This window comes from Sphingomonas sp. Leaf9, from assembly GCF_001421355.1.
Lineage (GTDB): Bacteria > Pseudomonadota > Alphaproteobacteria > Sphingomonadales > Sphingomonadaceae > Sphingomonas.
In genome coordinates this window covers 752,405-775,673 of record NZ_LMKC01000002.1, presented here as the reverse complement: position 1 = coordinate 775,673, position 23,269 = coordinate 752,405, and the positions used below count along the sequence as shown (strand labels likewise).

Sequence of the window (23,269 nt, the reverse complement as noted above, 5' to 3'; positions counted from 1 at the left end):
GGGGACCAGCCGCAGGCTGGTGGAGGGGGATCGCCTCCAGACGCAACCGTCGTGGAGGTGGATAGCCCCCTCCACCATGCTGCGCATGGTCCCCCTCCCCGTGCCGGGGAGGATTTGGTTTGCCCGATTTTGCGATTTCCGCCGATCCTGCCATGCAGGCGCAGCTCGACCGATTGGTGACGCTTTCCCCCGGAGCCGACATTCTCGGCCTCGAACGGATCACGCGGCTGCTCGCCCGGCTGGGCGATCCGCACCTGCGGCTGCCGCCGGTCTTCCATGTCGCGGGCACCAACGGCAAGGGGTCGACCTGCGCGTATCTGCGCGCGGCAATCGAGGCGGCGGGCCACCGCGTCCATGTCTATGCCAGCCCGCATCTGGTGCGGTTCAACGAACGTATCCGGCTGGCGGGCACGCTGATCGACGATGCGGCGCTGGCCGGGTTGCTGGCGGAGGTGCTGGACGTCGCCGAGGGGATCGGGGCGAGCTTCTTCGAGATCACCACCGCTGCCGCGTTCGTGGCGTTCGCGCGGACGCCGGCGGATGCGTGCGTGATCGAGGTGGGTCTGGGCGGGCGGCTGGACGCGACCAACGTCCTGCCCGCGCCGGCCGTCTGCGGGATCGCGGCGCTGGGCATCGATCACGAGGCGTTTCTGGGATCGTCGCTGGTCGGGATCGCGGGCGAGAAGGCGGGGATCGCCAAGCCGGGCGTACCGATCGTCACCCTCGCCTACCCGCACGACCTAGCCACGCGGGTGGCGGAGACGGTGGCGGCGGCGGGCGGGGTGTTGCTGGCGAGGGGTGCCGCGTGGGACGCCATCGACGGGCGATATCGCGATGCGCGGGGCACCATCGACCTGCCCGAACCGGCACTGGCCGGGCTGCACCAGCGCGACAATCTGGCCTTGGCGGCGGCGATGCTGCGGCATCAGTCGGCGGTCGACGTACCCGATGTCGCGATCGTCGCGGGGGCACGGGCGGCGCGCTGGCCGGCGCGGATGCAGCGGCTGGCGGCGCAGGGACCGCTGACCGGGCGGGTCGATCCGCGCCACGGGGTGTGGCTGGACGGCGCGCATAACGAATCGGCGGCGATCGAGGTGGCGCGGGTGTGGCCGCGGATCAGCCGGGGCGAGCGATCGGCGCTGGTGCTGGGGATGCTCGCCAACAAGGACGCGGGCGCGGTGCTGGCGCATCTGGCCGAGGTGATCGACCATGTCGTCGCGGTGCCGGTGCCGGGCCACGCCCATCATGCGCCAGCCGATCTGGCGCGGCAGGCGAAGGCGCTGGGCTTGAGCGCCGATGTGGCGACCGATCCGGCGGCGGCGCTGGATCTGCTGGCGCGGTCGGAGCCGGAGGCGGTGCTGATCGCCGGGTCGCTGTATCTGGCGGGGACGGTGTTGGCGGCGAACGACGAGGTGCCGGTTTAGGCGCCCGCCCGCGCGAGTTCGCGCCGCCAGCGTACCCATTCGAGCAGCACGAACACCACCGCGACCAGGCCCAGCGCGGCGGTGAAGCGGAACACGGGCGCATAACCCATTTGCTCGACCGCCTCGCCCAGCCCGGCGCGGCCGAGCGAGCCGACCAGTAGCGTCAGCGAGGACAGCAGCGCATATTGGACCGCGCTATATTCCTTGCTGGCGATCGAGGAGAGGTAGGCGACGAACGCCGCGCCGGCCAGACCGCCCGCGATATTCTCGCCCGAGATCGCGACCATCAGCCGCACCATGCGCGGTTCGACGCCGAAGCCGTGCAGGCCGAGCGCGCCCGCCACCGCATCGATCACCGGCGCGCCAGCGGCAAGGTCGGCGTAGAGCAGGTTGCTGGCCGCCGCGACGATCGCACCGATCAGCAGGGTCGGCATCCGCCCCAGCAGCGCGAACGACACGCCCCCCAGCGAGACGCCGATGATCGTCATGCCGACGCCGAAAATCTTGGACGCGAACGCCACCTCGTCGTTCGTGTACTTCAGTTCCTCCAGATAAAAGGGATAGGCGAACGGCCCCCAGATCGAATCGCACAGCCGGTAGCTGAGGATCAGGCCCAGCACGATCACCACGCCGAAGCCCAGCCGCCCGACCAGTTCGGCCATCGGCAGGATCAGCGCGCGATAGCCATGTTCGACGAAGCCGGTCGCAGGCGCCGCAGCCCCTTCGCCCCAGCCGAAATATTGCGCGTTGAGCGCGCGGCGGTTGAGCCATGCGGCGACCAGCGCGGGGACGACCACGGTCGCGATCACGATCCACGGGCCGGTCAGCCGGGTAAAATCGCCGACGCTGGGCGGCGTCTCGCCCACAGGCGTCCCCAGCACCCGCGCCATGAACGCGGCGATGGTAATGATTGCCCAGCCCCAGCACAGCCCGACGATGATGAGGCCGGTTCGCTTGTCCCTCGCACTGGGTCCGGCGACCGCCACGGCATCGTCCTCGATCGCCGGGCGCGGCGTGTCGGGGGCGAGCAAGGTGACCAGCAGCAGCACGCCCATCAGCACGCCCATGACCGCATAGACCGTCTGCCACCCGATCCGGGCGGCGAGCACCAGCGCCAGCGCGCCGCCGATCAGCGTCGCGAGGCGATATCCCAGCTGATAGATGGAAGACAGGATGCCGAGCGTCGCGCGTTCGTCGGCGACGTCGATCCGCCACGCATCGATCACCACGTCCTGCGTGGCGGCGGCGAACGCGCCGATCACCGCGACGAGTGCAAACCAGCCGATCGCAACCGCCGGGTCGCTGATCGCGAGCAGCAGGAAGGTGGCGGCCAGCGCCCCCTGACACAGCAGCAGCCACGATCGCCGCCGCCCGAAGCGTTCGAGCAGCGGCAGGCGCAGACGGTCGACGAGCGGCGACCACAGGAACTTGAACGCATAGACCAGCCCGATCCACGACAGCAGGCCGATGGTGGCAAGGTTTATCTTCGCCTCGCCCAGCCACGCGTTCAGCGTGCCGAGCAGCAACGTGAAGGGCAGCCCCGCCGCCAGGCCAAAGGCGAACATCGCCCCGGTCTTGCGGTTGTTCAGCCCCATACGGATCAGCGCCAGCCCCTTGGGCGCGGCTTCGGTCATGCAAGTCCTCCAGGAAGGGGCGCGACCGTAGAAGGGGTTGGCGATGGCGGCAAGGTGGGCGCGCGGCTACGCCCGACAGGCATTACGGGCGCTGTTCGACCGTCGCGCGGTGGTTACGCCACCGCGCGGAACAGGTTGAAGCCGCTGGGCAGGCGGCGGGGCAGCTTGGCACCGGCGACCACCGCATCGATCGCGTCGATCGCGCTCAGCAGGTCCTTTTGCGGATAGGGTTTGGCGAGGCAGCCGGCTGCGAAATCCTGTGCCCCCTGCGGACAACTGCCGGTCACCAGCAGCACCGGCACGCCGTGTTCGTGTGCACAGCGCGCGACGTCCAGCCCGCTGCCGTCGGACAGGTTGATGTCGACCAGCACGAGGTCGAGCTTGTCCCCCGCCGCGATCGACGCGCAGGCGGCGGCGACGGTATCGACGGTCGCGCAGATCTCGAATCCCGACGCGCCCAGGAAATGTTCGGTGTCGAACGCGACCAGCGGCTCGTCCTCGACCACCAGGATCCGGTTGATGTGCCGCTTCTTGCGCCCGAACAACATAGCCCCACTCGCTTTCCACCGGGATGCAACCAGCTTATACGAAGCCTCAAACTCGCGAAGGCGACGAAGGAACCGCTTCGGCTGAAACTTTCGTCACATCGCCGCAAACGGATACGCACATCATCGTTACGCCCCCTGAATCCCCGACCGAATCCCCCCGCGAAGGCCAGCGCATCGCCAAGCTGATGGCGCGTGCCGGCGTGGCGTCGCGCCGCGATGTCGAACGCATGATCACCGCCGGGCGCGTCGCGCTGAACGGCGTGGTCATCGAAACGCCCGCGACGATCCTGCCCAACCTGAAGGGCGTGACGGTCGACGGCGCGCCGGTCGCGGCGCCCGAACCCACCCGGCTGTTCCGGTTCCACAAGCCTGCCGGCACGCTGACCGCCGAGCGCGACGGCGCAGGGCGGCCGACGATCTATGACCGGTTGCCCGACGGCCTGCCGCGGCTGATCCCGGTCGGGCGGCTCGACCTGAATACCGAGGGGTTGTTGCTGATGACGACCGACGGCGAGTTCAAGCGCCGTCTGGAACTGCCCGCGACCGGGGTCGAGCGGACCTATCGCGCGCGTGCCTATGGCGAGATCAGCCAGCAGCAGCTCGAAGACCTGATGCTCGGCATCGAGATCGAGGGCGTGCGCTATGGCCCGATCAACGCGAACCTCGAACGGCGCACCGGGACCAACACCTGGATCGAAATGACGCTGACCGAGGGCAAGAACCGCGAGGTTCGCCGCGTGCTCGAACATCTGGGGCTGAAGGTGTCGCGCCTGATCCGCACGCGCTATGGCCCGTTCAACCTGCTCGACCTGGCCGAAGGCGAGGTCGACGAAATCCGCCAGCACGAACTGGTCGCGTTCCGCAAGACGCTGGCCAACAAGCCGACCAGCAAGCCGGCACCCGAGGGGGCCGATCCCGCCGCGCTGAAAAGCTGGAAGCGCGCGACGCCGCTGCCGCGTCCCGAACCGGTGGCGACCGGCGCGCGCTTCGGCGACGAACGCCGCCCGCGCACCGAACGCGACGGGCAGCGTTCGGGGTTCAGCGGGCGTCGCCCCGACCGCGACGCGCAGGACGGCGGCGAGCGGCGCAGCTTTGGCGCGCGGCCGCAGGGTGGCGAGCGCTCCGGCTTCGGTGCTCGGCCGCAGGGTGGCGAGCGCTCCGGCTTCGGTGCTCGGCCGCAGGGTGGCGAGCGCTCCGGCTTCGGTGCGCGGCCGCAGGGCGATGCGCGGCGCGTGGGTCCGCGCACCCATGCGACCGAACGGCCGGTCGAACCGCGCGAGGGCTTCGATCCGCTGGCGCAGGCGGGACAGACGCCGGCCGAGCGGCGGCAGCCGGGGCTGGGCGATCGACGTGCCTATGGCGATCGACCCACCGACAATCCCCGCGCCAGACGCGCGGCGGCCCATGCCGAGCGGCCGGGCTATGACGGGGTGGCGCGGGTATCGCGCAAACCCCGCGAGCAGGCGTCGGGCGACGACCGCCCGGCCCGGTCCAACAGCTTCCGGTCCAATCCCGTCCGGTCCAGTCCGGCGAGCACCGACGATGCGCGCGCACCGCGCGGGCCGGTCGACAAGCGGATGACGCAGGCGGAAGCGGCCGATGCCGATCGGGCGAGCTTCGTCGACCGGCCCAAGCGCAAGCCGAGCGGCTGGGCCAAGGCCGGTCCCGCGCCGCGTGTCGCCAAGGGCAAGCCGAAGGGCGGCCGCCCCGGCGGTGGCAAGCCGGGCGGGGGCAAGCGCTGATGCGGGTGATTTCGGGCCAATGGCGCGGCCGGCCGATCGTCGCGCCGAAGGGCGATGCGACCCGTCCCACCGCCGACCGCACGCGCGAGGCGCTGTTTTCGATGCTGGCCAGCCGGGTCGGCAGCTTCGACGAACTGGCGGTCGCCGACCTGTTCGCCGGATCGGGCGCGCTGGGGATCGAGGCGCTGTCGCGCGGGGCGTCCACCTGCCTGTTCGTCGAACAGGACAAGGCGGCACTCGATGCATTGCGCGCCAATCTGGCGAAGCTGGAGGTCGGCGGGGCCGATGTCCGCGCGACGTCGGTGCTGGCGCTCGGCCCCGCGCCGCGTCCGCTGGACATCGTGATGATGGACCCGCCCTATGGCAGCGGCGCCGGCGCGGTGGCGGCGGACAAGCTGGCGCGGCTGGGCTGGATCGGACCCGCGACATGGGTCAGCATCGAAACCGCCAAGAGCGAAGTGCTCGACCTGCCGCAATTCAGCGTCGATGCCGAACGTAGCTATGGCAAGGCGCGCGTGACCCTGCTCCGCCTCCTCTGAACCGGCAAAAAATCCGCGCTGTTCATATTTTCCCCGGAAAATGGTGATAACGATCCCGAATCGGCAATTTGGCGGGATCGGGAATGGACAGCGCGGTATATGCTCTGATCGTCAACGCCTGCATCGCCGGGCTGTTCGCCACGGCGTTTGCGATCGTCCGGGTATCCTATCCCGAACAGCGTCACGTATCGTGGTTCATCCTCGCCTATCTCGTCGGCGGGCTGACCCCGCTCAGCGAACTGGGCGTGCGGCTGACCGATCATCTCACGGCGTTCCTGATCCTGAGCTATGGGTCGTTCCTGCTCAGCATCACGTTGTTGCAGGCGGGGATGGCCGGGCTGGCCGGGCGGAAGATCCCGGTCGGGCCGTTGCTCGCGCTGGTGGCGTTCGGCGCGATCGATCGTGCGCTGATCTGGAACGGGCCGCGCAACGCGCTGTGGTACGAAATCGCCTATCAGGCACCGTTCCTGGTCGGAGCCGGGCTGTCGACCGTGATCGCGGTCGATGCGGTACGGCGCAAGCGGGGACCGTTGTGGCTGGCGCTGGGGATCGTGTCGGCGACGACCACGGCGCATTTCCTGGTCAAACCGTTTTTCGCCGCGACCTTCGGTTCCGGTTCGACGGCCAAGGCCTATGCCGGCAGCAGCTATGCGCTGTTTTCGCAGGCGACCGGCGGCGTGCTGATGGTTACGGCCGGATTGCTGGCGCTGTTGCTGGTCGTGCAGGCGGCGATGGGGCGGACGATATCCGAATCGGAAACCGATCCGTTGACCGCAGTCGCAAACCGGCGGGGGTTCGAGCGGCGGGCGGCACCGCTGGTCGATGCCGCGCGCGAAACGGACGAGCCGCTGGCCGTGATCCTGTTCGACATCGACCATTTCAAGCGGGTCAATGACGGCTATGGCCATGCTACCGGCGATGCGGTGCTGCAGGCATTTGCGCGCCTGTTGACCGGGCGGCTGCCGTCATCGGCGGTGGTTGCGCGGCTGGGCGGTGAGGAATTCGTCGCGATACTCGATCGCACGACCCTGCGTGGCGCATGGCTGGCGGCGCAAGCGGTGCGCGCGGGCATCCCGGCGATCGGCGGCCACCTGCCCCCGATCACGGTCAGCGCCGGGCTGGCGTTGCTGGAGCCGGGCGATACGCTGAACAGCCTGATCGATCGTGCCGATCGCTGGGTCTATGACGCCAAGCGCGCCGGCCGCAACCGCATCTGCCCGGTGCCAGACGCGGTCATCGACGCACAGGCGCTGCGTACCGCTTAGCCTATCGCGCGCGCGGGACCAGCAGCAGGCCGAGGATGCTGGCGATCCCCGCCGCGCCCAGCACAACGCCGACCGCGCCCAGCCCATGCGACACCGACAGCGCCTGCGCGATGCTGGGGGTCAGCCCGCCGCCGATCACCCCGCCGACGTTGAAGCCCATCGACGCGCCGGTGTAGCGCACCCGCGCCGGGAACAGCGCGGGCAGCCACGCGCCGAGCGGCCCATAGACGAACCCCATCATCAACAGCGCGAACGACAGCCACGCGCCGATCACGAACAGCGATCCCCCGCCGACCATCGGTGCCAGCAGCACACCCGCCAGCACGACTCCGACACAGCCGCCCGCCAGCACCCTTGCCGGGGTCGCGCGATCCGACAGCCATCCGGCCAGCGCAATGCCAGCGGCCATGAACAGGATCGCCACCAGCTGCGTCTGCAGGAACGCACTGCGGCTATAGCCGAGTGTGGTGGTGCCGTAGCCGAGCACGAAGGTGGTCGCGATATAGTAGAGCGCGAAACAGGCGACGACGCCGAACGTCCCGGCCAATGTCGCGCGCAGATGGGCACCGGCCAGTTCGGCGATCGGCACGGCGGCGGGCGCTTCCTGCGCCAGTGCGCGGGCAAAGGCGGGTGTTTCGTGCAGCTTGACCCGCACCCACAGCCCCAGCGCGACCAGCGCCGCGCTGAACAGGAAGGGCAGGCGCCAACCCCATGCGGCAAAATCCGCCTCCGACAGCGTGAGGCCGAGCAGCAGGAACAGCCCGTTGGCGGCGATGAACCCGACCGGCGCGCCCAGTTGCGGCACCATGCCGAACCGCCCGCGCCATCCCGGCGGGGCATTTTCCACCGCCAGCAGCGCCGCGCCGCCCCATTCGCCGCCCAGCCCCAGCCCCTGCGCGAACCGCAGCGCGCACAGCAGCAGCGGCGCGACCCAGCCGACCTGGGCATAGGTTGGCAGGAACGCGATCAGCAGCGTCGATCCGCCCATCAGCATCAGCGACGCGACGAGCGTCGACTTGCGCCCCAGCCGGTCGCCGAAATGCCCGAACACCACCGCGCCCAGCGGCCGGGCGATGAAGGCGAGGCCGATCGACAGATAGCTCGCCATCAGCCGTGCCGACGCGCTGTCGGACGGAAAGAACAGCGGCCCGAACACCAGCGTCGCGGCGGTGGCATAGATATAGAAGTCGTAGAATTCGACCGAAGTGCCGATCAGGCTGGCTATCAGGATGCGGCGATGGACGCGCATGGGATGCGGTTTGGTCATGCGCCCGCGTAGCAAGTTGCCGCTTTAAGGCAAGAAGCGTTCGCGCAAGCGCATTGTCACGTAATTATCGCATCTCAGCCGCCAATGTCTTCACCCCGGACCTGATCCGGGGTGACGTACCCTGGCATGATGAACTTACTTCGCGCTTGCCACCTCCACCGGGGTCAGCTGCGCGATCCGCACCTGCGCGTCGCGGTGCATTTCCTCGCGGCAGCGGCGTTCGTCGGTCACCCGGCGCAGGCCGGTCAGCTGCGACTGGCACCCGCGCTGCGCAGCGGCGTCGATGCGGGCGTCGAGCAGGCGGCGTCCTTCCGAAGAGGCGAGGTCGAGCCCGGCGACCGACACGCGTGCCGTCACCGGCTCACGCAGTTCGGCATGGGCGGCGGACGACAGGCAAGCGGCGGCGGTCGCTGCGAGGGCGAGGAAACGGATCGTCATGGGGTTGGCTCCTGCGAAAGCGTGCCCGTCGCGGCAGCGGTCGTCGGGCTTGACGCCGCCGTCCACCGGCACCCGCCAGATAACGCCGCCATGTTGCACCGCAGCGAAGGCGTGATGGCAATATGATGACGGTTGGGAAACGATTTCCTTGCTTGTCGCTTTACCGTTCGTTCCCTACCTGTTCGACGATGGCCGCTCTTAACCCCCCTGCCCCGAACCCCGTCGACGCCCCATATCTGCGCGGCCTGAACGAACCGCAGCGCGATGCGGTGCTGACCACCGACGGCCCGGTACTGGTGCTGGCGGGTGCCGGCACCGGCAAGACGGCGGCGTTAACCGCGCGGCTGGCGCACCTGCTCTACACGCGAAAGGCATATCCATCCGAAATCCTGTCGGTGACCTTCACCAACAAGGCGGCGAAGGAAATGCGCGAGCGGGTCGGTCGGCTGGTCGGCGATCTGGTCGAGGGGATGCCGTGGCTCGGCACGTTCCACGCGATCGGCGCCAAGATGCTGCGCCGACATGCCGAGCTGGTCGGGTTGCAGTCGAACTTCACCATTCTCGACACCGACGACCAGTTGCGCCTGCTCAAACAGCTGATCGTCGCCGCCAATCTGGATGAAAAGCGCTGGCCGGCGCGCAGCCTGGCCGGGCTGATCGACGGGTGGAAGAACAAGGGGATGACCCCGGCCGACGTCGATGCCGGGGAAAGCGAACGCTTCGCCAATGGGCGCGGCGGCGAGCTGTACCAGCAATATCAGGACCGGTTGCAGGCGGTGAACGCCTGCGACTTCGGCGACCTGTTGCTGCACGTCCTGACGATATTGCGGACGAACCGCGAGGTGTTGCAGCAATATCAGCAGCGTTTCCGCTACATCATGGTCGACGAATATCAGGACACGAACAGCGTCCAGTATCTGTGGCTGCGGTTGCTGGCGCAGGAGCGGCGCAACCTGTGCTGCGTCGGTGACGACGACCAGTCGATCTATTCGTGGCGCGGTGCGCAGGTCGAAAACATCCTGCGCTTCGAACGCGACTTTCCGGGCGCGAAGATCGTCAAGCTGGAACAGAATTACCGCTCGACGCCGCATATCCTGGGCGCGGCGTCGGGCGTCATCGCGCATAATGGCGGGCGGCTGGGCAAGACGTTGTGGACCGAAACCGACGTCGGCGAAAAAGTCCGCGTCATCGGCGTGTGGGACGGCCCGGAGGAAGCGCGCCGCGTCGGCGAGATGGTCGAACGCGGGCAGCGCGACGGCAATAATCTCGACAATTTCGCCATTCTCGTGCGCGCGCAGCACCAGACACGCGAATTCGAAGAACGCTTTATCGGCATCGGCATGCCGTACCGGATCGTCGGCGGCTTCCGCTTCTATGAGCGTGCCGAAATCCGCGATGCGCTGGCCTATCTGCGCGTCGTCAACCAGCCCGCCGACGACCTGGCGTTCGAACGGATCGTCAACGTGCCCAAGCGGGGCCTGGGCGACAAGGCGGTGCAGACCATCCACCGCTTCGCCCGCGCGACCGGCAGCTCGCTGATGACCGCCGCCGCGCGCATCCTCGATACCGACGAACTGACCGGCGCGGCGCGCAAGTCGCTGGGGCGGCTGGTCGGTGATTTCGCGCGCTGGCGCGACATGGCGCAGGGCCTGCCGCATGCCGAACTGGCGCGGCAGTTGCTGGACGAAAGCGGCTATACCGCCATGTATCAGGCGGAAAAGACCGCCGAGGCCGCCGGGCGGCTGGAGAACCTGACCGAACTCGTCCGCGCGATGGAGGAATATGAATCGCTCGGCGCGTTCCTCGAGCATGTCAGCCTGGTGATGGACAACGAGGCGTCGGCGGAGGAGCCGAAGGTCACGATCATGACGATCCACGCCGCCAAGGGGCTGGAGTTCGACACGGTGTTCTGTGTCGGGTGGGAGGAAGGGCTGTTCCCGTCGCAGCGATCGCTGGACGAAGGCGGCACCGCGTCGTTGGAAGAGGAGCGCCGCCTCGCCTATGTCGCGATCACCCGCGCGCGGCGGCTGGCCGTGATCTTCCACGCCGCCAATCGCCGCATCTATGGACAGTGGAATTCGTCACTCCCCTCGCGCTTCGTCGGCGAACTGCCACCCGAGCATATCGAGACCGAGACGACCATGTCGGGCGGCGAGAGCCTGTGGCGTGCGAACTGGAGCGAGCGGGCCGATCCGTTCGCCGATGTCGCGCGCGGCACCGGGCGCGGGCCGGGCTGGAAACGCGCGGCGTCGCAGGGGTCGGGCTTCACCCCCACCCCGTCGCGCGTGGTCGAGGCACGGGCGAGCGCGATCAGCCTCGGCAATAAAGGCCGCGGCGACCTGTCCACCGGACAGCGCGTATTCCACCAGAAATTCGGTTACGGGACGATCGAGACAATCGAAGGCAACAAGCTGGAAGTGTTGTTTGAGACCGCCGGACAGAAACGGGTCATCGACAGTTTCGTCACGCCCGGGTAACGGCCGGCCGTTTCTGAACCGATGCTTGATGTGGATCAGCGACGGATCGAAAACAACGGCATATGCATGGTCCGCCAAGTACGAAGTACGAAGAGGGCACCATGCCGATTGACAACATTACCTATTATCGCCGCCGTCTGGCCGAATCGCGCCACCGCGCGGATGAGGCGAGCCTGCCCGAAGTGCGTCGGGTCCATACCCAGATGGCGGAACGCTATTCGGCAATCCTGCGCGATGCCGAACGCGGCGTCGTCCGCCCGCTGCTGGGCATCGTCCCACGCTGACCGTACGGTAACGCCCGTATCGCACAGGCAACCGCACCACGGCTCGCTCGTTCACGGATCAGCAATTCCAGACGAGGACCGCGCCATGCCCTATGTAAAGACCCGTGACGGCACCAGCCTGTTCGTAAAGGATTGGGGACAGGGCCGCCCGGTCGTGTTGATCCATGGCTGGCCGCTGTCGGCCGACAGCTGGGACCCGCAGGCGATGGCGTTGGCCGATGCCGGGTACCGGGTCATCGCCTATGACCGGCGCGGGTTCGGCCGGTCGGACCAGCCGTGGTCGGGCTATGACTATGACACGCTGTCGGACGATCTGGCCGATGTGCTGAAGGAAACCGGCGTCACCGACGATATCGCGCTGGTCGGCTTCTCGATGGGCGGCGGCGAGGTCGCGCGGTACATGTCGCGCCATGGTGGCAAGGGCGTGACCCGCGCGGGCTTCATCGGATCGGTCGTGCCGTACATGCTCCAGACCGACGACAACCCCGACGGTGTGCCGCAGGACCAGCTTCAGGAGATCGCCGACAATATCAAGGCGGATCGCCCGAAGTTCTTCCGCACCTTCTTCGATCAATTTTATGGCGTCGGCTTCATCACCAGCCCGGTGAGCGAGGAAGTGCTCGACCTGTCGTGGAACACGGCGATGCTGGCCGGACTGAAGCCGACGTTGGCTTGCGCGGAATCGTTCGGGACGACCGATTTCCGGCCCGACCTGCCCTCGATCACCGTGCCGACGCTGGTCATCCACGGGACGTCGGACCAGACGGTGCCGATCGACGCCACCGGTCGCGCGCTTGCCAAGGCGCTGCCGAATGCGACGCTGGTCGAATATGACGGCGCGCCGCACGGGCTGTTCGCGACCGAAAGCGACCGGTTAACCGAGGATTTGCTGACGTTTCTGGCGCGGTAAGCCGCATCCCACCCCTCGTCATTCCCGCGAAGGCGGGAATCCATAGACGCTGACGATCATGATGAATCGTGAAGTTGGCGTATATGGACCCCCGCCTTCGCGGGGGTGACGAAATGGGGTGAAGCCACCGCCGAACACCCCCCAAGCCGATCTGCATTGCCCCGGCCCCTCCCCGGACCTAAACCCCAGCCCATGGTCGTCACCCCACACCCATTATCGATCGCGCCGTTCCGCGCCTATTTCCTCGCGCGTCTGTCGAACACGCTGGCGCAGATCGCGATGGTCGTGGTCATCGGGTGGCAGGTGTATGACATCGCGCGCGAGACGATGACCATCAAGCAATCGGCGTTTCAGCTCGGGCTGATCGGCGTTGCGCAGTTCCTGCCGTTGCTGGTGTTGTCGCTGGTCGCGGGCTGGGTCGCCGACCGGGTGGACCGGCGCTGGATCGCGCGCGGGTCGGTCGCGCTGGAGGGCGGATGCGCGCTGCTGCTCGCGTGGCTGACCTATAGCGGCCAGATCACCCTGCCCTGGCTGTTCTTCGTCGCCGCGATGCTGGGCGTGGCGCGCGCCTTTGCCGGGCCGGCGTTGCAGGCGCTTGCCCCCAACCTCGTGCCACCGGCCGTGCTGCCGACCGCGATCGCGATGAGTTCGATCGCGTGGCAGGGCGGATCGGTGCTGGGGCCGGCGATGGGCGGCTATCTCTATGCGTTCGGCCATTACCTGCCCTATGCGGTGTCGGCGGGGCTGTTCCTGTTCGGCCTCGTCATGCTGTTCCTGATCCCGCCGATCCCGCGCGCGGCGATCACCGGCAACATGAACCCGTGGCGGCAGATGCTCGACGGCCTGTCCTATGTCCGGCGCAACCGGCTGGTGTTCGGGGCAATCTCGCTCGACCTGTTCGCGGTGCTGCTGGGCGGAGCGACGGCGATGCTGCCCATCTATGCCCGCGACATTCTGCAGATCGGCGCGGACGGCCTGGGCCATCTGCGCGCCGCCCCGGCGCTGGGCGCGGTGACGGTCGCCGCCGTATTTGCGTTCAAGCCACTGTCGAAAGATGTCGGTGCCAAGATGCTGTTGTCGGTGATGGGCTTCGGCGCGGCGACCGCCTTGTTCGGGCTGTCGGCACCGTTGTTGATCCCGGTGTTCGGACAGGCGGCGATCGGCAGCGACTTCGCGCCGGCCGCGATCCTGGCGCTCATCTCTCTGTTCGTCGTCGGCGCGACCGACATGGTGTCGGTCTATGTCCGGCAATCGCTGATCCAGCTGCACACCCCCGATGCGATGCGCGGGCGGGTCGGTGCGGTGTCGACGCTGTTCGTGTCGGGATCGAACGAGCTGGGCGAGGCACGCTCCGGTTTCCTTGCCGCGCTGGTCGGCCCGGTCGTCGCCGTCGCCGGTGGCGGGGTGCTGGCGATCGGCGTCACGATGCTGTGGTCGCGCCTGTTCCCCGAACTGCGTGCCGCGCGCAGCTTCACGCCCCCTGAAGACCTAGAAGTCACCCCGAAGGAGACCCAGCCATGAAGGCCGATACCATCCTGCAAACGATCGGCAATACGCCGCACGTCCGCGTCCGCCGGCTGTTCGGCGATGCCGAGGTGTGGATCAAGTCCGAGCGGTCGAACCCCGGCGGGTCGATCAAGGACCGCATCGCGCTGGCCATGATCGAGGCGGCCGAGGCATCGGGCGACCTGAAGCCCGGCGGCACGATCATCGAACCGACCAGCGGTAATACCGGCGTCGGGCTGGCAATGGTCGCGGCGGTCAAGGGGTACCGGCTGATCCTGGTCATGCCCGAAAGCATGAGCATCGAGCGGCGTCGCCTGATGCTGGCCTATGGCGCGACCTTCGACCTGACGCCCCGTGAAAAGGGCATGAAGGGCGCGATCGAGCGGGCGCAGGAACTGGCAGCCAAGGTGCCCGATGCGTGGATTCCGCAGCAGTTCGAAAATCCGGCGAATGTCGACGTCCATGTGCGGACGACCGCGCAGGAAATCCTGCGCGACTTCGCCGACACGCCCATCGACGTCATCATCACCGGTGTCGGTACCGGCGGCCACATCACCGGCGTCGCCGAGGCGCTGAAGAAGGAATGGCCGGAGTTGAAGGTGTTCGCGGTCGAACCCGAACTGTCGCCGGTCATTTCGGGCGGACAGCCGGGCCCCCACCCGATCCAGGGCATCGGCGCCGGTTTCGTCCCCGCCAACCTGCACACCGGCGCGATCGATGGCGTCATCAAAGTCGATGCAGGCGTCGCCAAGGACATGGCACGGCGGTCGGCGCGTGAGGAAGGGATGCTGGTCGGCATCTCGTCGGGCGCGACGCTGGCGGCGATCCTGCAGAAGCTGCCCGACCTGCCCGAAGGGGTGCGCGTGCTGGGCTTCAACTACGACACCGGCGAACGCTATCTGTCGGTGCCGGACTTCCTGCCCGAGCAGTAAGCGGCTAGGCGCGCGTCCATTTCCAAACTCCGTTCGCTTCGAGCGGAGGATCGAGCCTGTCGAGATCCGCAGTCGAGAAGGCGCCTTCCGCGCACCGTTCTCGACGGACGTTTCTCGACAAGCTCGAAACTGCTCGAACCGACCGGATAGAAGTTAGTGGATCAGCGTCTGCAAACATCGTCGACACCGCGCGGCATCCGCAGCGGTTCGACCGCGATCGACGGCGTGCTGGTCGCGCTGTCGATCGCCGCCGCCGTGGTCCCGGCGGTGATCGTCGAGCGTGCGCCGCCGGTTCGCGTCGCGCCGCGCGTCGTTGCCGGGCAGCGTGGCGCGGCCGGTCCCACCGCCGGGCCGGCGATCCCCCCGCCCCCGGTCGAACCGGCCGAGTTCCGCAACCTGCCGCCCGACGAAGCGCGCGCGTTCAATGCGACGGTGCCGTTCTTCGATGGCCCCAACCCTGCCGCGCGTCCGTTCCGCTTTGCCGGGGACGCCGACAATCTTGCCCGCGCCACCGACTGCCTCGCCGCCGCCGTGCTGTATGAGGCAGGCGACGACAGCATCGGCCAGCGCGCGGTGGCGCAGGTCGTGCTGAACCGCGTCCGCCATCCCGCCTTTCCCGCCAGCGTGTGCGGCGTGGTGTTCCAGGGATCGGAACGCCGCACGGGTTGCCAGTTCACCTTCACCTGCGACGGCGCGCTCGCCCGCCGCTATCCCGACGCCTTCTGGGAACGCGCGCGCCGGGTGGCGGGCGCGGCGTTGTCGGGCAGCGTCTTTGCGGCCGTAGGCTATGCCACGCACTATCACACCGACTGGGTGGTGCCGTATTGGCAGTCGAGCCTGTCGAAGATCGCCCGGGTCGACACCCATCTGTTCTTCCGCTGGGCCGGATGGTGGGGCACGCCCGGCGCGTTCCGCCAGCGGGCGGCGGGCGAGGAACCGCGCATCCTGCAACTCGCGCCCTATGCGCCGGCGCACCAGCTGCCCGAAGTGCTGGCCATCGAACAGGAAGCGGGCTTGCTGACCGGGCGGTTCGCAGCCGGTGCGGGACCGCACCCCAGCAGCGACGATCCGGACACGTTCCTCGTCGCGCTCGACACCGCCGGGCCGCCGGACCAGTGGCCTGCGCTCGCCAGTGCCGCCTGTGGCGACCGGGTGCGGTGCAAGTTCCTCGGCTGGCGCGATCGCGCGGCGCTTCCCGCAAAGGCTGCGGCGGCGAGCGAACCGGCGGCGATCGCGGCGATGTCGTTCAGCTATCTGCGCGACCGGGCCCAGCCGCTCGAACGGCTGTTGTGGAATTGCCAGCAGGTGCCGCGCGCACCGGCCGAATGCATGCGGCGCGCCGTCGCCCCGCCCCTGCCGGCACCGCCCCGCGCCGAACCCGCCGGCCCGGCGGTGCTCAGCGGAGTCCGCCGCGGCGAAGCGCCGGCACCGGCGCCAACGCCCTCAACGCCCGCACAGTAACGCGCGGGCCAGCGGATAGGCATCCTCGACCGCAAGGTCGGTGATGTCGGGCCGGCCCAGCCCCTTGGCCCCGGCGGTATCGACCCGCACCGTCGCGATGCCCAGCAGCCGTTGCAGTGGCGAACGGGTAACCGACACGCTCTGGATACTCCGCAGCGGCACGATCCACGCCTGTTTCGCCAGCACGCCGCGCATCACCTGCAGCGTATCGCCAAGGATCGCATAGCGATGCCGCCGCCGCGCCAGCAGCGCGATCACCACCGGAACCGGCACCAGCAGCAGCGCAAATCCCATCAGCGGCACGAACCAGGTGGCGATGGCGACCCCGACCAGCGGCACCCCGCCCCGCAGCAGCGCGGCGCGCACGACATGGCCGAACGCCACCGGCCGCAGCGGCAGCGGATCGAACGCCGGATAGCCCGCCGCCGCCAGCACCCGCGTCACCTCTTCATCCCGCGCAAAGGGCGCGACCTGCTGCCGCCCGCCGGCATCGTCGCTGCCGCCGAGCGTCTGCAATCGCAACCCCGACCAGCCGAAGCGCCCGCTGACCATGCCGCGTTCGATCAGCGCCAATTGTATCCGGCGCAGGCTGACGACGACCTCGGTACGGGTGGTGAGGCCCCGGACGCGGCGCAGTCGCTCGCCCTCGCGCTCCAGCCGGAACCCATGGTCGATGAAGAAGGTGCGTGCGACCCCGCTGATCGCACCGATCACCAGCGCGGCGACGACGGCCATCAGCACGAACAGCGGCGTGGCGAGCGCCCATGCCTCCCGCCCGGCGATCCCGACCCAGCTCCACCAGCCCCTGCCGTCGAGGCCCATCAGGTCGCCGAGCTGGTTGATCGCCGCGAACAACACGCCGACCCACACCAGCGAAAAGCCGAACAGGCCCATCGTCAGCAGCCGCCGCGGGTCCATCGCGAAAAGCACGTCGCGGATCGGCGGCGGGGCGGTGACAGTCGCGGTCGGCGCGTCCCGCCCCCGCAGCACCGCGCGCAGCCGCGCGGCTTCGGCCAGCGACACGCTGTCCAGCGACGCCTCGTCCGCCTCGCCGCCGCCGGTTTCGATCCGCACGCGCGCCAGCCCGAAGATGCGCGCCAGCAGCTTCTGGTCGATCGACACGTCCTGGATGCGTTCGAACGGGATCGACCGGCGATTGCGGTGGAGGATGCCGTCGGCAATCACCAGTTCGCCATCGGCGATGCGATAGGTGAACGACCGCCACCGCAGCCACGTCACCACTGCCGCCCCAACCAGCACCAGCGCGGCGACCCCGGCCATCACCCACAGCCCGCCGCGCGATGCCGCCGCCGACAATGCGACCAGCCCCGCGACATTCTGCGGCGCCTTCACCACGATGCGCAGCGCGATGGTGCCGGGATGCAGCCGCCGCGCCGCATCGGGCGCGCCTACCATAGCGATGCGTCGATCGCGGCGCGGATGCGGTCGCGGACCCCCTCGGCGGCATCGCGCGACAGGCCGGGCACCGCGACGCGGCTATGGTCGGTGCCGGCGGTGTGCAACACGACCGTCGCGACGCCGCACGCCCGCTCGATCGGACCCTGCGACACGTCGATATGCTGCACCCGGCCGATCGGCACGATGGTATGCACCCGCATCAGCCAGCCATGGGCCACCTGCAGCTCGCGATCGTCGAGCGCGAAGCCCCAATGGCCGAACTTGCGGCCCGGCGCGACGAAGGTCAGCCATGCCCCGATCGCGAGGGCGGGCACGGCGGCCAGCCCGTTCGGCAACCCCTGATCGGCGAGGATCAGTTCGCCGACCCCCGCGACCGCCAGCACGGCCAGCGCCAGCACCGCCCCGCGCCAGCGCAGGACATTGACGAACCGACGATCGAGGGCGCCAAGCGCGGGGGGTGCATCCATAGTCGGTGTGATAGGGGCACAATACGCCCCGCTCAAGGGAATCCGGCGGGCGCGGCCCTATGCTCTTGTGCGCGAGCGCCGGCGGGGCCATAGCGCGCGCAAATATTCTGTGCAGTCGAGGGCAATCCATGAAACTCCGCATCGTCGTGACGCTCAAGAACGGCGTACTCGATCCGCAGGGCAAGGCGATCGAACATGCGCTCGCCTCGCTCGGCTTTGCGGGCGTGGGCGAAGCGCGCGTCGGCAAGCTGATCGAACTGGACGTTGCCGACGACACCGATGACGAAACGATCGACGCGATGTGCCGCAAGCTGCTGGCCAACACCGTCATCGAAAACTACCGGGTCGAACGGGCATGAAGACGGCGGTCATCGTCTTTCCGGGGTCGAACTGCGACCGCGACATCGCCGTCGCGCTGGAATCGGTCACCGGCACCGCGCCGACGATGGTGTGGCACCGCGACACCGACCTGCCGGACGATATCGGGCTGGTCGCCGTTCCCGGCGGCTTTTCCTATGGCGACTATCTGCGCTCCGGCGCGATCGCCGCGCGATCGCCCGTGATGCGTGCGGTGGTCGAGGCGGCGGGCCGGGGCCTGCCGGTGCTCGGCATCTGCAACGGGTTCCAGATCCTGACCGAAGCCGGGCTGTTGCCCGGCGCGCTGATGCGCAATCGCGGGCTGTCGTTCGTGTGCCGCGACGTCGCGCTGACCGTCGGCGACACCCGCTCGGCCTTTACCAGCGGCTACCGCGCGGGCGACACGATCAAGGTGCCGGTGGCGCATCACGACGGCAACTATACCGCCGACGACGCGACGCTCGACCGGATCGAGGGCGAGGGACAGGTCGCGTTTCGCTATGCCGAACCGGTCAACGGGTCGGCGCGCGACATCGCCGGTCTCGTCAACGATGCCGGCAATGTGCTCGGCATGATGCCCCACCCCGAACGCCGCATCGAAGCGGCCCATGGCGGCCGCGATGGGCGCGCCCTGTTCGAAGGACTGCTGGCAAAGGTCGGAGCCTGACCTTGCTCACCGCGACCGGCGCTCTCCCGCAAAGGGGGAAAAGTCGGTCGCGGTGTCGAACACCTCGACGCCCTCGCGCCGCTTCAGCCAGCCGACCACGGCGTAGGTGACCGGCGTCAGCACGACTTCCCACGCGACCTTCATCGCCCAGTTGGTGACCATCACCGTCACCACCTGCCCGGTTGGCCAGACGTAGAGGAAGGCGAGCGGATAGAAGATCGCGCTGTCGACCGCCTGCCCCACCACCGTCGACCCGATCGTCCGCGTCCACAGCGCGCGCCCCTCTGTCCACACCTTCATCCGGGCGAGGACATAGGCGTTGATGAACTCCCCGGCCCAGAAGGCAGCAATCGAGGCGAAGACGATGCGCGGCACCTGTCCGAACACCGCTTCATAGGCGCCCTGGCCCGTCCAGCCGGCGGCCGGCGGCATCGCGACAACCGCCCATGCCATGAACGCCATGAACAGCAGCGCCGCGAACCCGACCCAGATGCAGCGCCGCGCCCGGTCATAGCCATACACCTCGGTCAGCACGTCGCCCAGGACATAGGACACCGGAAAGAACAGGATGCCCGCGCCGAACACGAACGGCGTCCCGCCAATGTCCAGCGCCGCGACCTTCCCCGCGCCGATGATGTTCGACAGCAGCAGGATGGTGACGAACGCCGCCATCACCAGATCGAAATGGCGAAACCCGCGCGCCGGAACGGCGCCGGCATCGATACGGTCGAGGGGACGATCGGACGGTTCGTGCATGGATGCGTTATGATAGCGGTTCCGCTTCGCCGCAATGCACGCTAACGAAGCGGCGGGCACCCGTAGCTCAGCTGGATAGAGCAAGGAGCTTCTACCTCCTTGGTCGGGGGTTCGAATCCCTCCGGGTGCGCCATTGCCGCGATCTTATGGCGCAAATGCACCGGACGCCGAGCCGTTGATCCGACGACGGGGATGCCCCGGCTCGAAGAGCTGGTCCGCGCCTCCAAACTTCTCCCCCGCGATCTGGGTTCAAGACCTATCAGATAGCTTACGTGGCCGGGGCGGGCTTGATTCATTGGCGGTGGAGGAGCGCCCGATGGGCGACCTGTTCTGGCTAACGGACAAGCAGATGCAGCGGATCAAGCCGCATTTTCCGTTATCGTACGGCGTGCCGCGCGTGGATGATCGGCGGATCATTCTCGTGATCCGCAATGGCCTGCGCTAGCGGCTTACGGTTCGGCGAAGACGACCTGCATCCGCTTCATCCGCTCGCGCCCTCATGTCTGCCGTCGCTCTCGCAGCACCCATCATGTTCTGGGTCAATCAATGCGTCATGAGCCTGGTGAGGATCCGCTGCTCAAGCCTGTCTGCTACAGATGTTCGAATCATCTGCCCCTCTTGGATTTTACGCCAAGTATTGTAGCTAATTCCAAATTGGGCATGGGACGCTCCGCTGGAAACAGCCCCAGCGCTTTTAATCATGTATTGCACGACATTCTCGGAAACGCTCCGCATACCATTGCCGGTACCTTCACTCATAGTCCCCCCTACTCAATTCCGGACCAATCAAGCTCTCGACAATCAAAGAAAACGTCGACCGACTGCATCGCCGACCTTCCCCGTGCATCGACCAAGTCAATTCATCGCTGGACGTCACGCTTTCCGTCGCGGAAGCTTTGGACTTGTCCGGGATGAAATTGTGAGCCATCGCCCGCTACCGAATGCGCCAGTACGCCGAGCGCCAGGCCAGTCTCAGCAATGTCCCGAGCAGAAAAGCCCGACAAGATACCGCTGATGATTCCGGCGACGAAGGCGTCACCAGTCCCTATCCTGTCCACGATGCCAGGAACGTCGACATATTCGGTTCGGACGGCTTCCCGCCGAGTGCACAGATTTGCGCGAAGCGAATGATGATCCGCGCTGAACACCCGACGAGACGTCGCCGCGACCATCTTCAAATTGGGATACGCGTCGAATGCAGCAGCTGCGGCCGCTTCGAAGTCATCGCTCGGAGCGCTGGGCGGGCTACCCCCGTTGAGGAGCAGTCCGATGTCCCGGTGATCTCCGAACAATAGATCGACGTTGCAGACGATGCGATCGAGGATGCTCCGGGCATCGCCGTTCCAGCGGCTCCAAAGACGACCACGCCAATTCCCATCGAACGACACGGCGATTCCCCGGTCCGCGGCGGCTTTGGACGCCGCCACGGTCGCTTCTGCGGAAAGGGGCCCCAATGCAGGGGTTATTCCCGACAGGTGGAGACGGTCGACCCCTTCGAGCAGATGATCCCAATCCCAGGATTCCGGACTCGCCGTCGCGAAGGCCGAGTTCTCGCGATCGTAAAGAACCTCGGTCCCTCGAACCGACGCGCCCAGCGTCGCATAATATAGTCCGATCCTGTTTCCGCCGAACACGACCCGGCTCACGTCGATGCCGCGGCCACGCAACGCGGAGTACGCCGCCCGTCCCAGATCATCATCCGGCAGCCTCGTCACGATCGCGGCGGAATGGCCCAAGGCAGCCAACTGGCCCGCCACGTTCGCCTCGGCGCCTGCGATGCAGACGTTCAGCATCGGTGACTGGAGCAGGAGTTCTCCGCGTGGCGGCGACAGACGCAGCATCACTTCGCCGAAGGCGAGCAGGCTTCCGCCGCTCATCGTGAGGACAAGTCGCTTGGGAGCGCCCGTGCGATGCCGGTCTCCAGGCCGCGAAGTTCCGCCAGCCCGCGCATCCGGCCCAGGAGCGAATACCCTGGGGCGCTGGTCCGCTTGAGATCGTCCAGCATCTGGTGGCCGTGATCCGGACGCACCGGAATGCGGCGCCCTTCACGACGGGAAAGCGCGACGATTTCCAACATCAGGGACGGCATGTCCGCGTCTCCCTTGAGATGCTCCGCCTCATGGAACGCCCCGCCCTCCTCTCTCTGCACCGAACGGAGATGGAGGAACCCGATCCTGGACCCGAAACCGCGTAACATCGCTGCGAGGTCGTTGTCGGCTCGCGCTCCCAACGATCCGGCGCAGAAGCACAGTCCGTTCGCCGGCTCCGGCACAGCATCGAACAGACTGGCAAGGTCGCTCGCGCTGCTCACCACTCTCGGCAACCCGAACAGGGAGAATGGCGGGTCATCGGGGTGCACGACCATCTGAATCCCGCAGGACGCGGCAATGGGAGCGACCGCTTCCATGAATGCGTGATGGTTCGCTCGCAGCGCATCGGCGTCGATGCCGTCATACGTCGCCAACGCCTTGAGGAATCGACTGGAGGTATAGTGCTCCTCGGCTCCCGGTAGTCCGGCCAGAATGGTGCGCTCAAGGGTCGAACGCTCCGCATCCGTCATGCTCGAGAAGCGTATCTTCGCCCGATCGCGCGTAGCGTCATCATAATCGCCATGGGCGTTCGGTCGTTGGAGGATGAACAGGTCGTAGGCTGCCAGCGCATCCCATTCGAACCTCAGCGCCCTCGCCCCGTCCGGCAATCGCCACGCGAGGTCCGTCCGGGTCCAATCCAGCAGCGGCATGAAGTTGTACGTCACGACCTTGATGCCGCATGCCGCGAGATTGGAAATGCTCGCTACGTAATTCTCGATCAGGCGTGGCCAGTCGGACGATCTCGTCTTGATCCCTTCGTGTACCGGCAGGCTCTCGACCACCGACCATCCCAGCCCTGCCGCCGCGATCCTGTCCTTGTGGGCCTTAATCGCGTCGACCGACCAGACCGCGCCGTTGGACACATCGTGCAGCGCCGTCACGACCTCTTCTGCGCCGGCCTGCCGAATGCTCGCCAACGAGACCGCGTCATTTGGTCCGAACCAGCGTAACGCCTGGATCATGCGCGTCGTCGTATCGATCATGTCTGGAAGTTCCGTTTTCGATGAGCAGACAGGTTTCGGGTTGTCGAGCTGGCGGCGGAATCCCCTGAGCCTCGATGTCCCGGCTGCGTGTGATCCGCACCTT

At 67.7% G+C, this 23,269-nt stretch carries 21 protein-coding genes, 1 tRNA gene and 1 pseudogene; 14 read left to right on the top strand and 9 right to left on the bottom strand.

Features of this window, described 5'->3' with window-relative positions; genetic code table 11:
* Nucleotides 1-119 precede the first annotated feature (119 nt).
* Entirely contained in the window at nucleotides 120-1,424 is a 1,305-nt protein-coding gene (locus ASE58_RS07565; RefSeq protein WP_055819333.1) for a bifunctional folylpolyglutamate synthase/dihydrofolate synthase, read from the top strand.
* Here ASE58_RS07565 and ASE58_RS07560 read toward each other — a convergent pair.
* Together ASE58_RS07560 and ASE58_RS07555 are read right to left on the bottom strand one after the other, a co-directional pair.
* Nucleotides 1,421-3,058 carry an AmpG family muropeptide MFS transporter gene (locus ASE58_RS07560; RefSeq protein ID WP_055819329.1) on the bottom strand — a complete coding sequence of 546 codons (1,638 nt, stop codon included), beginning with the start codon at nucleotides 3,056-3,058 and terminating at the stop codon, nucleotides 1,421-1,423. The genes ASE58_RS07565 and ASE58_RS07560 overlap by 4 nt on opposite strands.
* A 113-nt stretch (nucleotides 3,059-3,171) precedes the next feature.
* A complete protein-coding gene (locus tag ASE58_RS07555; RefSeq protein WP_055763465.1) occupies nucleotides 3,172-3,606 on the bottom strand; it encodes a response regulator in 435 nt (144 codons plus the stop codon).
* Between the two features lie 185 nt (nucleotides 3,607-3,791).
* On the opposite strand from ASE58_RS07555, the gene ASE58_RS07550 reads away from it, so the two are divergent.
* The 3 genes from ASE58_RS07550 to ASE58_RS07540 all read left to right on the top strand — a co-directional run bounded on the left by ASE58_RS07550 (nucleotide 3,792) and on the right by ASE58_RS07540 (nucleotide 7,152).
* Nucleotides 3,792-5,348: a pseudouridine synthase gene (locus ASE58_RS07550; RefSeq protein WP_235513530.1), complete on the top strand. Its 1,557-nt coding sequence runs from the start codon at nucleotides 3,792-3,794 to the stop codon at nucleotides 5,346-5,348.
* Nucleotides 5,348-5,887, top strand: coding sequence for a 16S rRNA (guanine(966)-N(2))-methyltransferase RsmD (rsmD, locus tag ASE58_RS07545; protein ID WP_055819326.1), 540 nt, complete (start codon nucleotides 5,348-5,350; stop codon nucleotides 5,885-5,887). The genes ASE58_RS07550 and rsmD overlap by 1 nt, the downstream gene beginning before the upstream one ends.
* Nucleotides 5,888-5,970: 83 nt before the next feature.
* Nucleotides 5,971-7,152: a GGDEF domain-containing protein gene (locus tag ASE58_RS07540; RefSeq protein ID WP_055819323.1), complete on the top strand. Its 1,182-nt coding sequence runs from the start codon at nucleotides 5,971-5,973 to the stop codon at nucleotides 7,150-7,152.
* Nucleotide 7,153: 1 nt separating this feature from the next.
* Here the strand turns inward: ASE58_RS07540 and ASE58_RS07535 are convergent, their stop codons facing one another.
* Both ASE58_RS07535 and ASE58_RS07530 read right to left on the bottom strand, forming a co-directional pair.
* Nucleotides 7,154-8,401 carry an MFS transporter gene (locus tag ASE58_RS07535; RefSeq protein ID WP_156347650.1) on the bottom strand — a complete coding sequence of 416 codons (1,248 nt, stop codon included), beginning with the start codon at nucleotides 8,399-8,401 and terminating at the stop codon, nucleotides 7,154-7,156.
* Nucleotides 8,402-8,554: 153 nt separating this feature from the next.
* Entirely contained in the window at nucleotides 8,555-8,857 is a 303-nt protein-coding gene (locus tag ASE58_RS07530) for a UrcA family protein (RefSeq protein ID WP_156347649.1), read from the bottom strand.
* Between the two features lie 188 nt (nucleotides 8,858-9,045).
* Between ASE58_RS07530 and ASE58_RS07525 the strand changes: the two genes are divergently transcribed.
* From ASE58_RS07525 to ASE58_RS07500, 6 genes are all read left to right on the top strand, one after another.
* Nucleotides 9,046-11,334, top strand: a complete 2,289-nt coding sequence (locus tag ASE58_RS07525; protein WP_055819315.1) for an ATP-dependent helicase — start codon at nucleotides 9,046-9,048, stop codon at nucleotides 11,332-11,334.
* Nucleotides 11,335-11,435: 101 nt separating this feature from the next.
* Complete coding sequence (locus tag ASE58_RS07520) at nucleotides 11,436-11,618, top strand: hypothetical protein (RefSeq protein WP_055819312.1); 183 nt, start codon at nucleotides 11,436-11,438, stop codon at nucleotides 11,616-11,618.
* 85 nt (nucleotides 11,619-11,703) lie between these two features.
* On the top strand, nucleotides 11,704-12,528 hold the full coding sequence (locus ASE58_RS07515; protein ID WP_055819309.1) for an alpha/beta fold hydrolase: 825 nt from the start codon (nucleotides 11,704-11,706) through the stop codon (nucleotides 12,526-12,528).
* A 192-nt stretch (nucleotides 12,529-12,720) separates the two neighbouring features.
* Nucleotides 12,721-14,049, top strand: a complete 1,329-nt coding sequence (locus ASE58_RS07510; protein WP_055819306.1) for an MFS transporter — start codon at nucleotides 12,721-12,723, stop codon at nucleotides 14,047-14,049.
* Complete coding sequence (gene cysK, locus ASE58_RS07505; protein ID WP_055819303.1) at nucleotides 14,046-14,966, top strand: cysteine synthase A; 921 nt, start codon at nucleotides 14,046-14,048, stop codon at nucleotides 14,964-14,966. The genes ASE58_RS07510 and cysK overlap by 4 nt, the downstream gene beginning before the upstream one ends.
* A gap of 156 nt (nucleotides 14,967-15,122) precedes the next feature.
* Complete coding sequence (locus tag ASE58_RS07500) at nucleotides 15,123-16,427, top strand: cell wall hydrolase (protein WP_156347648.1); 1,305 nt, start codon at nucleotides 15,123-15,125, stop codon at nucleotides 16,425-16,427.
* On the opposite strand, the gene ASE58_RS07495 is transcribed toward ASE58_RS07500, so the two are convergent.
* Together ASE58_RS07495 and ASE58_RS07490 are read right to left on the bottom strand one after the other, a co-directional pair.
* Nucleotides 16,410-17,843: a PH domain-containing protein gene (locus ASE58_RS07495; protein WP_055819300.1), complete on the bottom strand. Its 1,434-nt coding sequence runs from the start codon at nucleotides 17,841-17,843 to the stop codon at nucleotides 16,410-16,412. The genes ASE58_RS07500 and ASE58_RS07495 overlap by 18 nt on opposite strands.
* Complete coding sequence (locus ASE58_RS07490) at nucleotides 17,837-18,313, bottom strand: PH domain-containing protein (RefSeq protein WP_055819297.1); 477 nt, start codon at nucleotides 18,311-18,313, stop codon at nucleotides 17,837-17,839. The genes ASE58_RS07495 and ASE58_RS07490 overlap by 7 nt, the downstream gene beginning before the upstream one ends.
* A 128-nt stretch (nucleotides 18,314-18,441) precedes the next feature.
* Here ASE58_RS07490 and purS point away from each other — a divergent pair, with 128 nt between their 5' ends.
* On the top strand, nucleotides 18,442-18,672 hold the full coding sequence (gene purS, locus ASE58_RS07485) for a phosphoribosylformylglycinamidine synthase subunit PurS (RefSeq protein ID WP_055763443.1): 231 nt from the start codon (nucleotides 18,442-18,444) through the stop codon (nucleotides 18,670-18,672).
* A complete protein-coding gene (gene purQ / locus ASE58_RS07480; protein WP_055819294.1) occupies nucleotides 18,669-19,337 on the top strand; it encodes a phosphoribosylformylglycinamidine synthase subunit PurQ in 669 nt (222 codons plus the stop codon). The genes purS and purQ overlap by 4 nt, the downstream gene beginning before the upstream one ends.
* A 6-nt stretch (nucleotides 19,338-19,343) precedes the next feature.
* Here purQ and ASE58_RS07475 read toward each other — a convergent pair whose 3' ends face one another.
* The gene (locus tag ASE58_RS07475) at nucleotides 19,344-20,093 is read right to left on the bottom strand and encodes a queuosine precursor transporter (RefSeq protein WP_055819290.1); all 750 of its coding nucleotides are present in this window, start codon (nucleotides 20,091-20,093) and stop codon (nucleotides 19,344-19,346) included.
* Nucleotides 20,094-20,149: 56 nt separating this feature from the next.
* On the opposite strand from ASE58_RS07475, the gene ASE58_RS07470 reads away from it, so the two are divergent.
* Nucleotides 20,150-20,226, top strand: a tRNA-Arg gene (locus ASE58_RS07470).
* A 183-nt stretch (nucleotides 20,227-20,409) separates the two neighbouring features.
* Nucleotides 20,410-20,535: pseudogene (locus ASE58_RS17880) on the top strand (IS5/IS1182 family transposase); the annotation flags it as partial.
* 418 nt (nucleotides 20,536-20,953) lie between these two features.
* On the opposite strand, the gene ASE58_RS07465 reads toward ASE58_RS17880, so the two are convergent.
* On the bottom strand, nucleotides 20,954-21,970 hold the full coding sequence (locus ASE58_RS07465; RefSeq protein WP_055819286.1) for a sugar kinase: 1,017 nt from the start codon (nucleotides 21,968-21,970) through the stop codon (nucleotides 20,954-20,956).
* A complete protein-coding gene (uxuA, locus tag ASE58_RS07460) occupies nucleotides 21,967-23,166 on the bottom strand; it encodes a mannonate dehydratase (protein ID WP_235513529.1) in 1,200 nt (399 codons plus the stop codon). The genes ASE58_RS07465 and uxuA overlap by 4 nt, the downstream gene beginning before the upstream one ends.
* Between the last annotated feature and the right edge of the window lie 103 nt (nucleotides 23,167-23,269).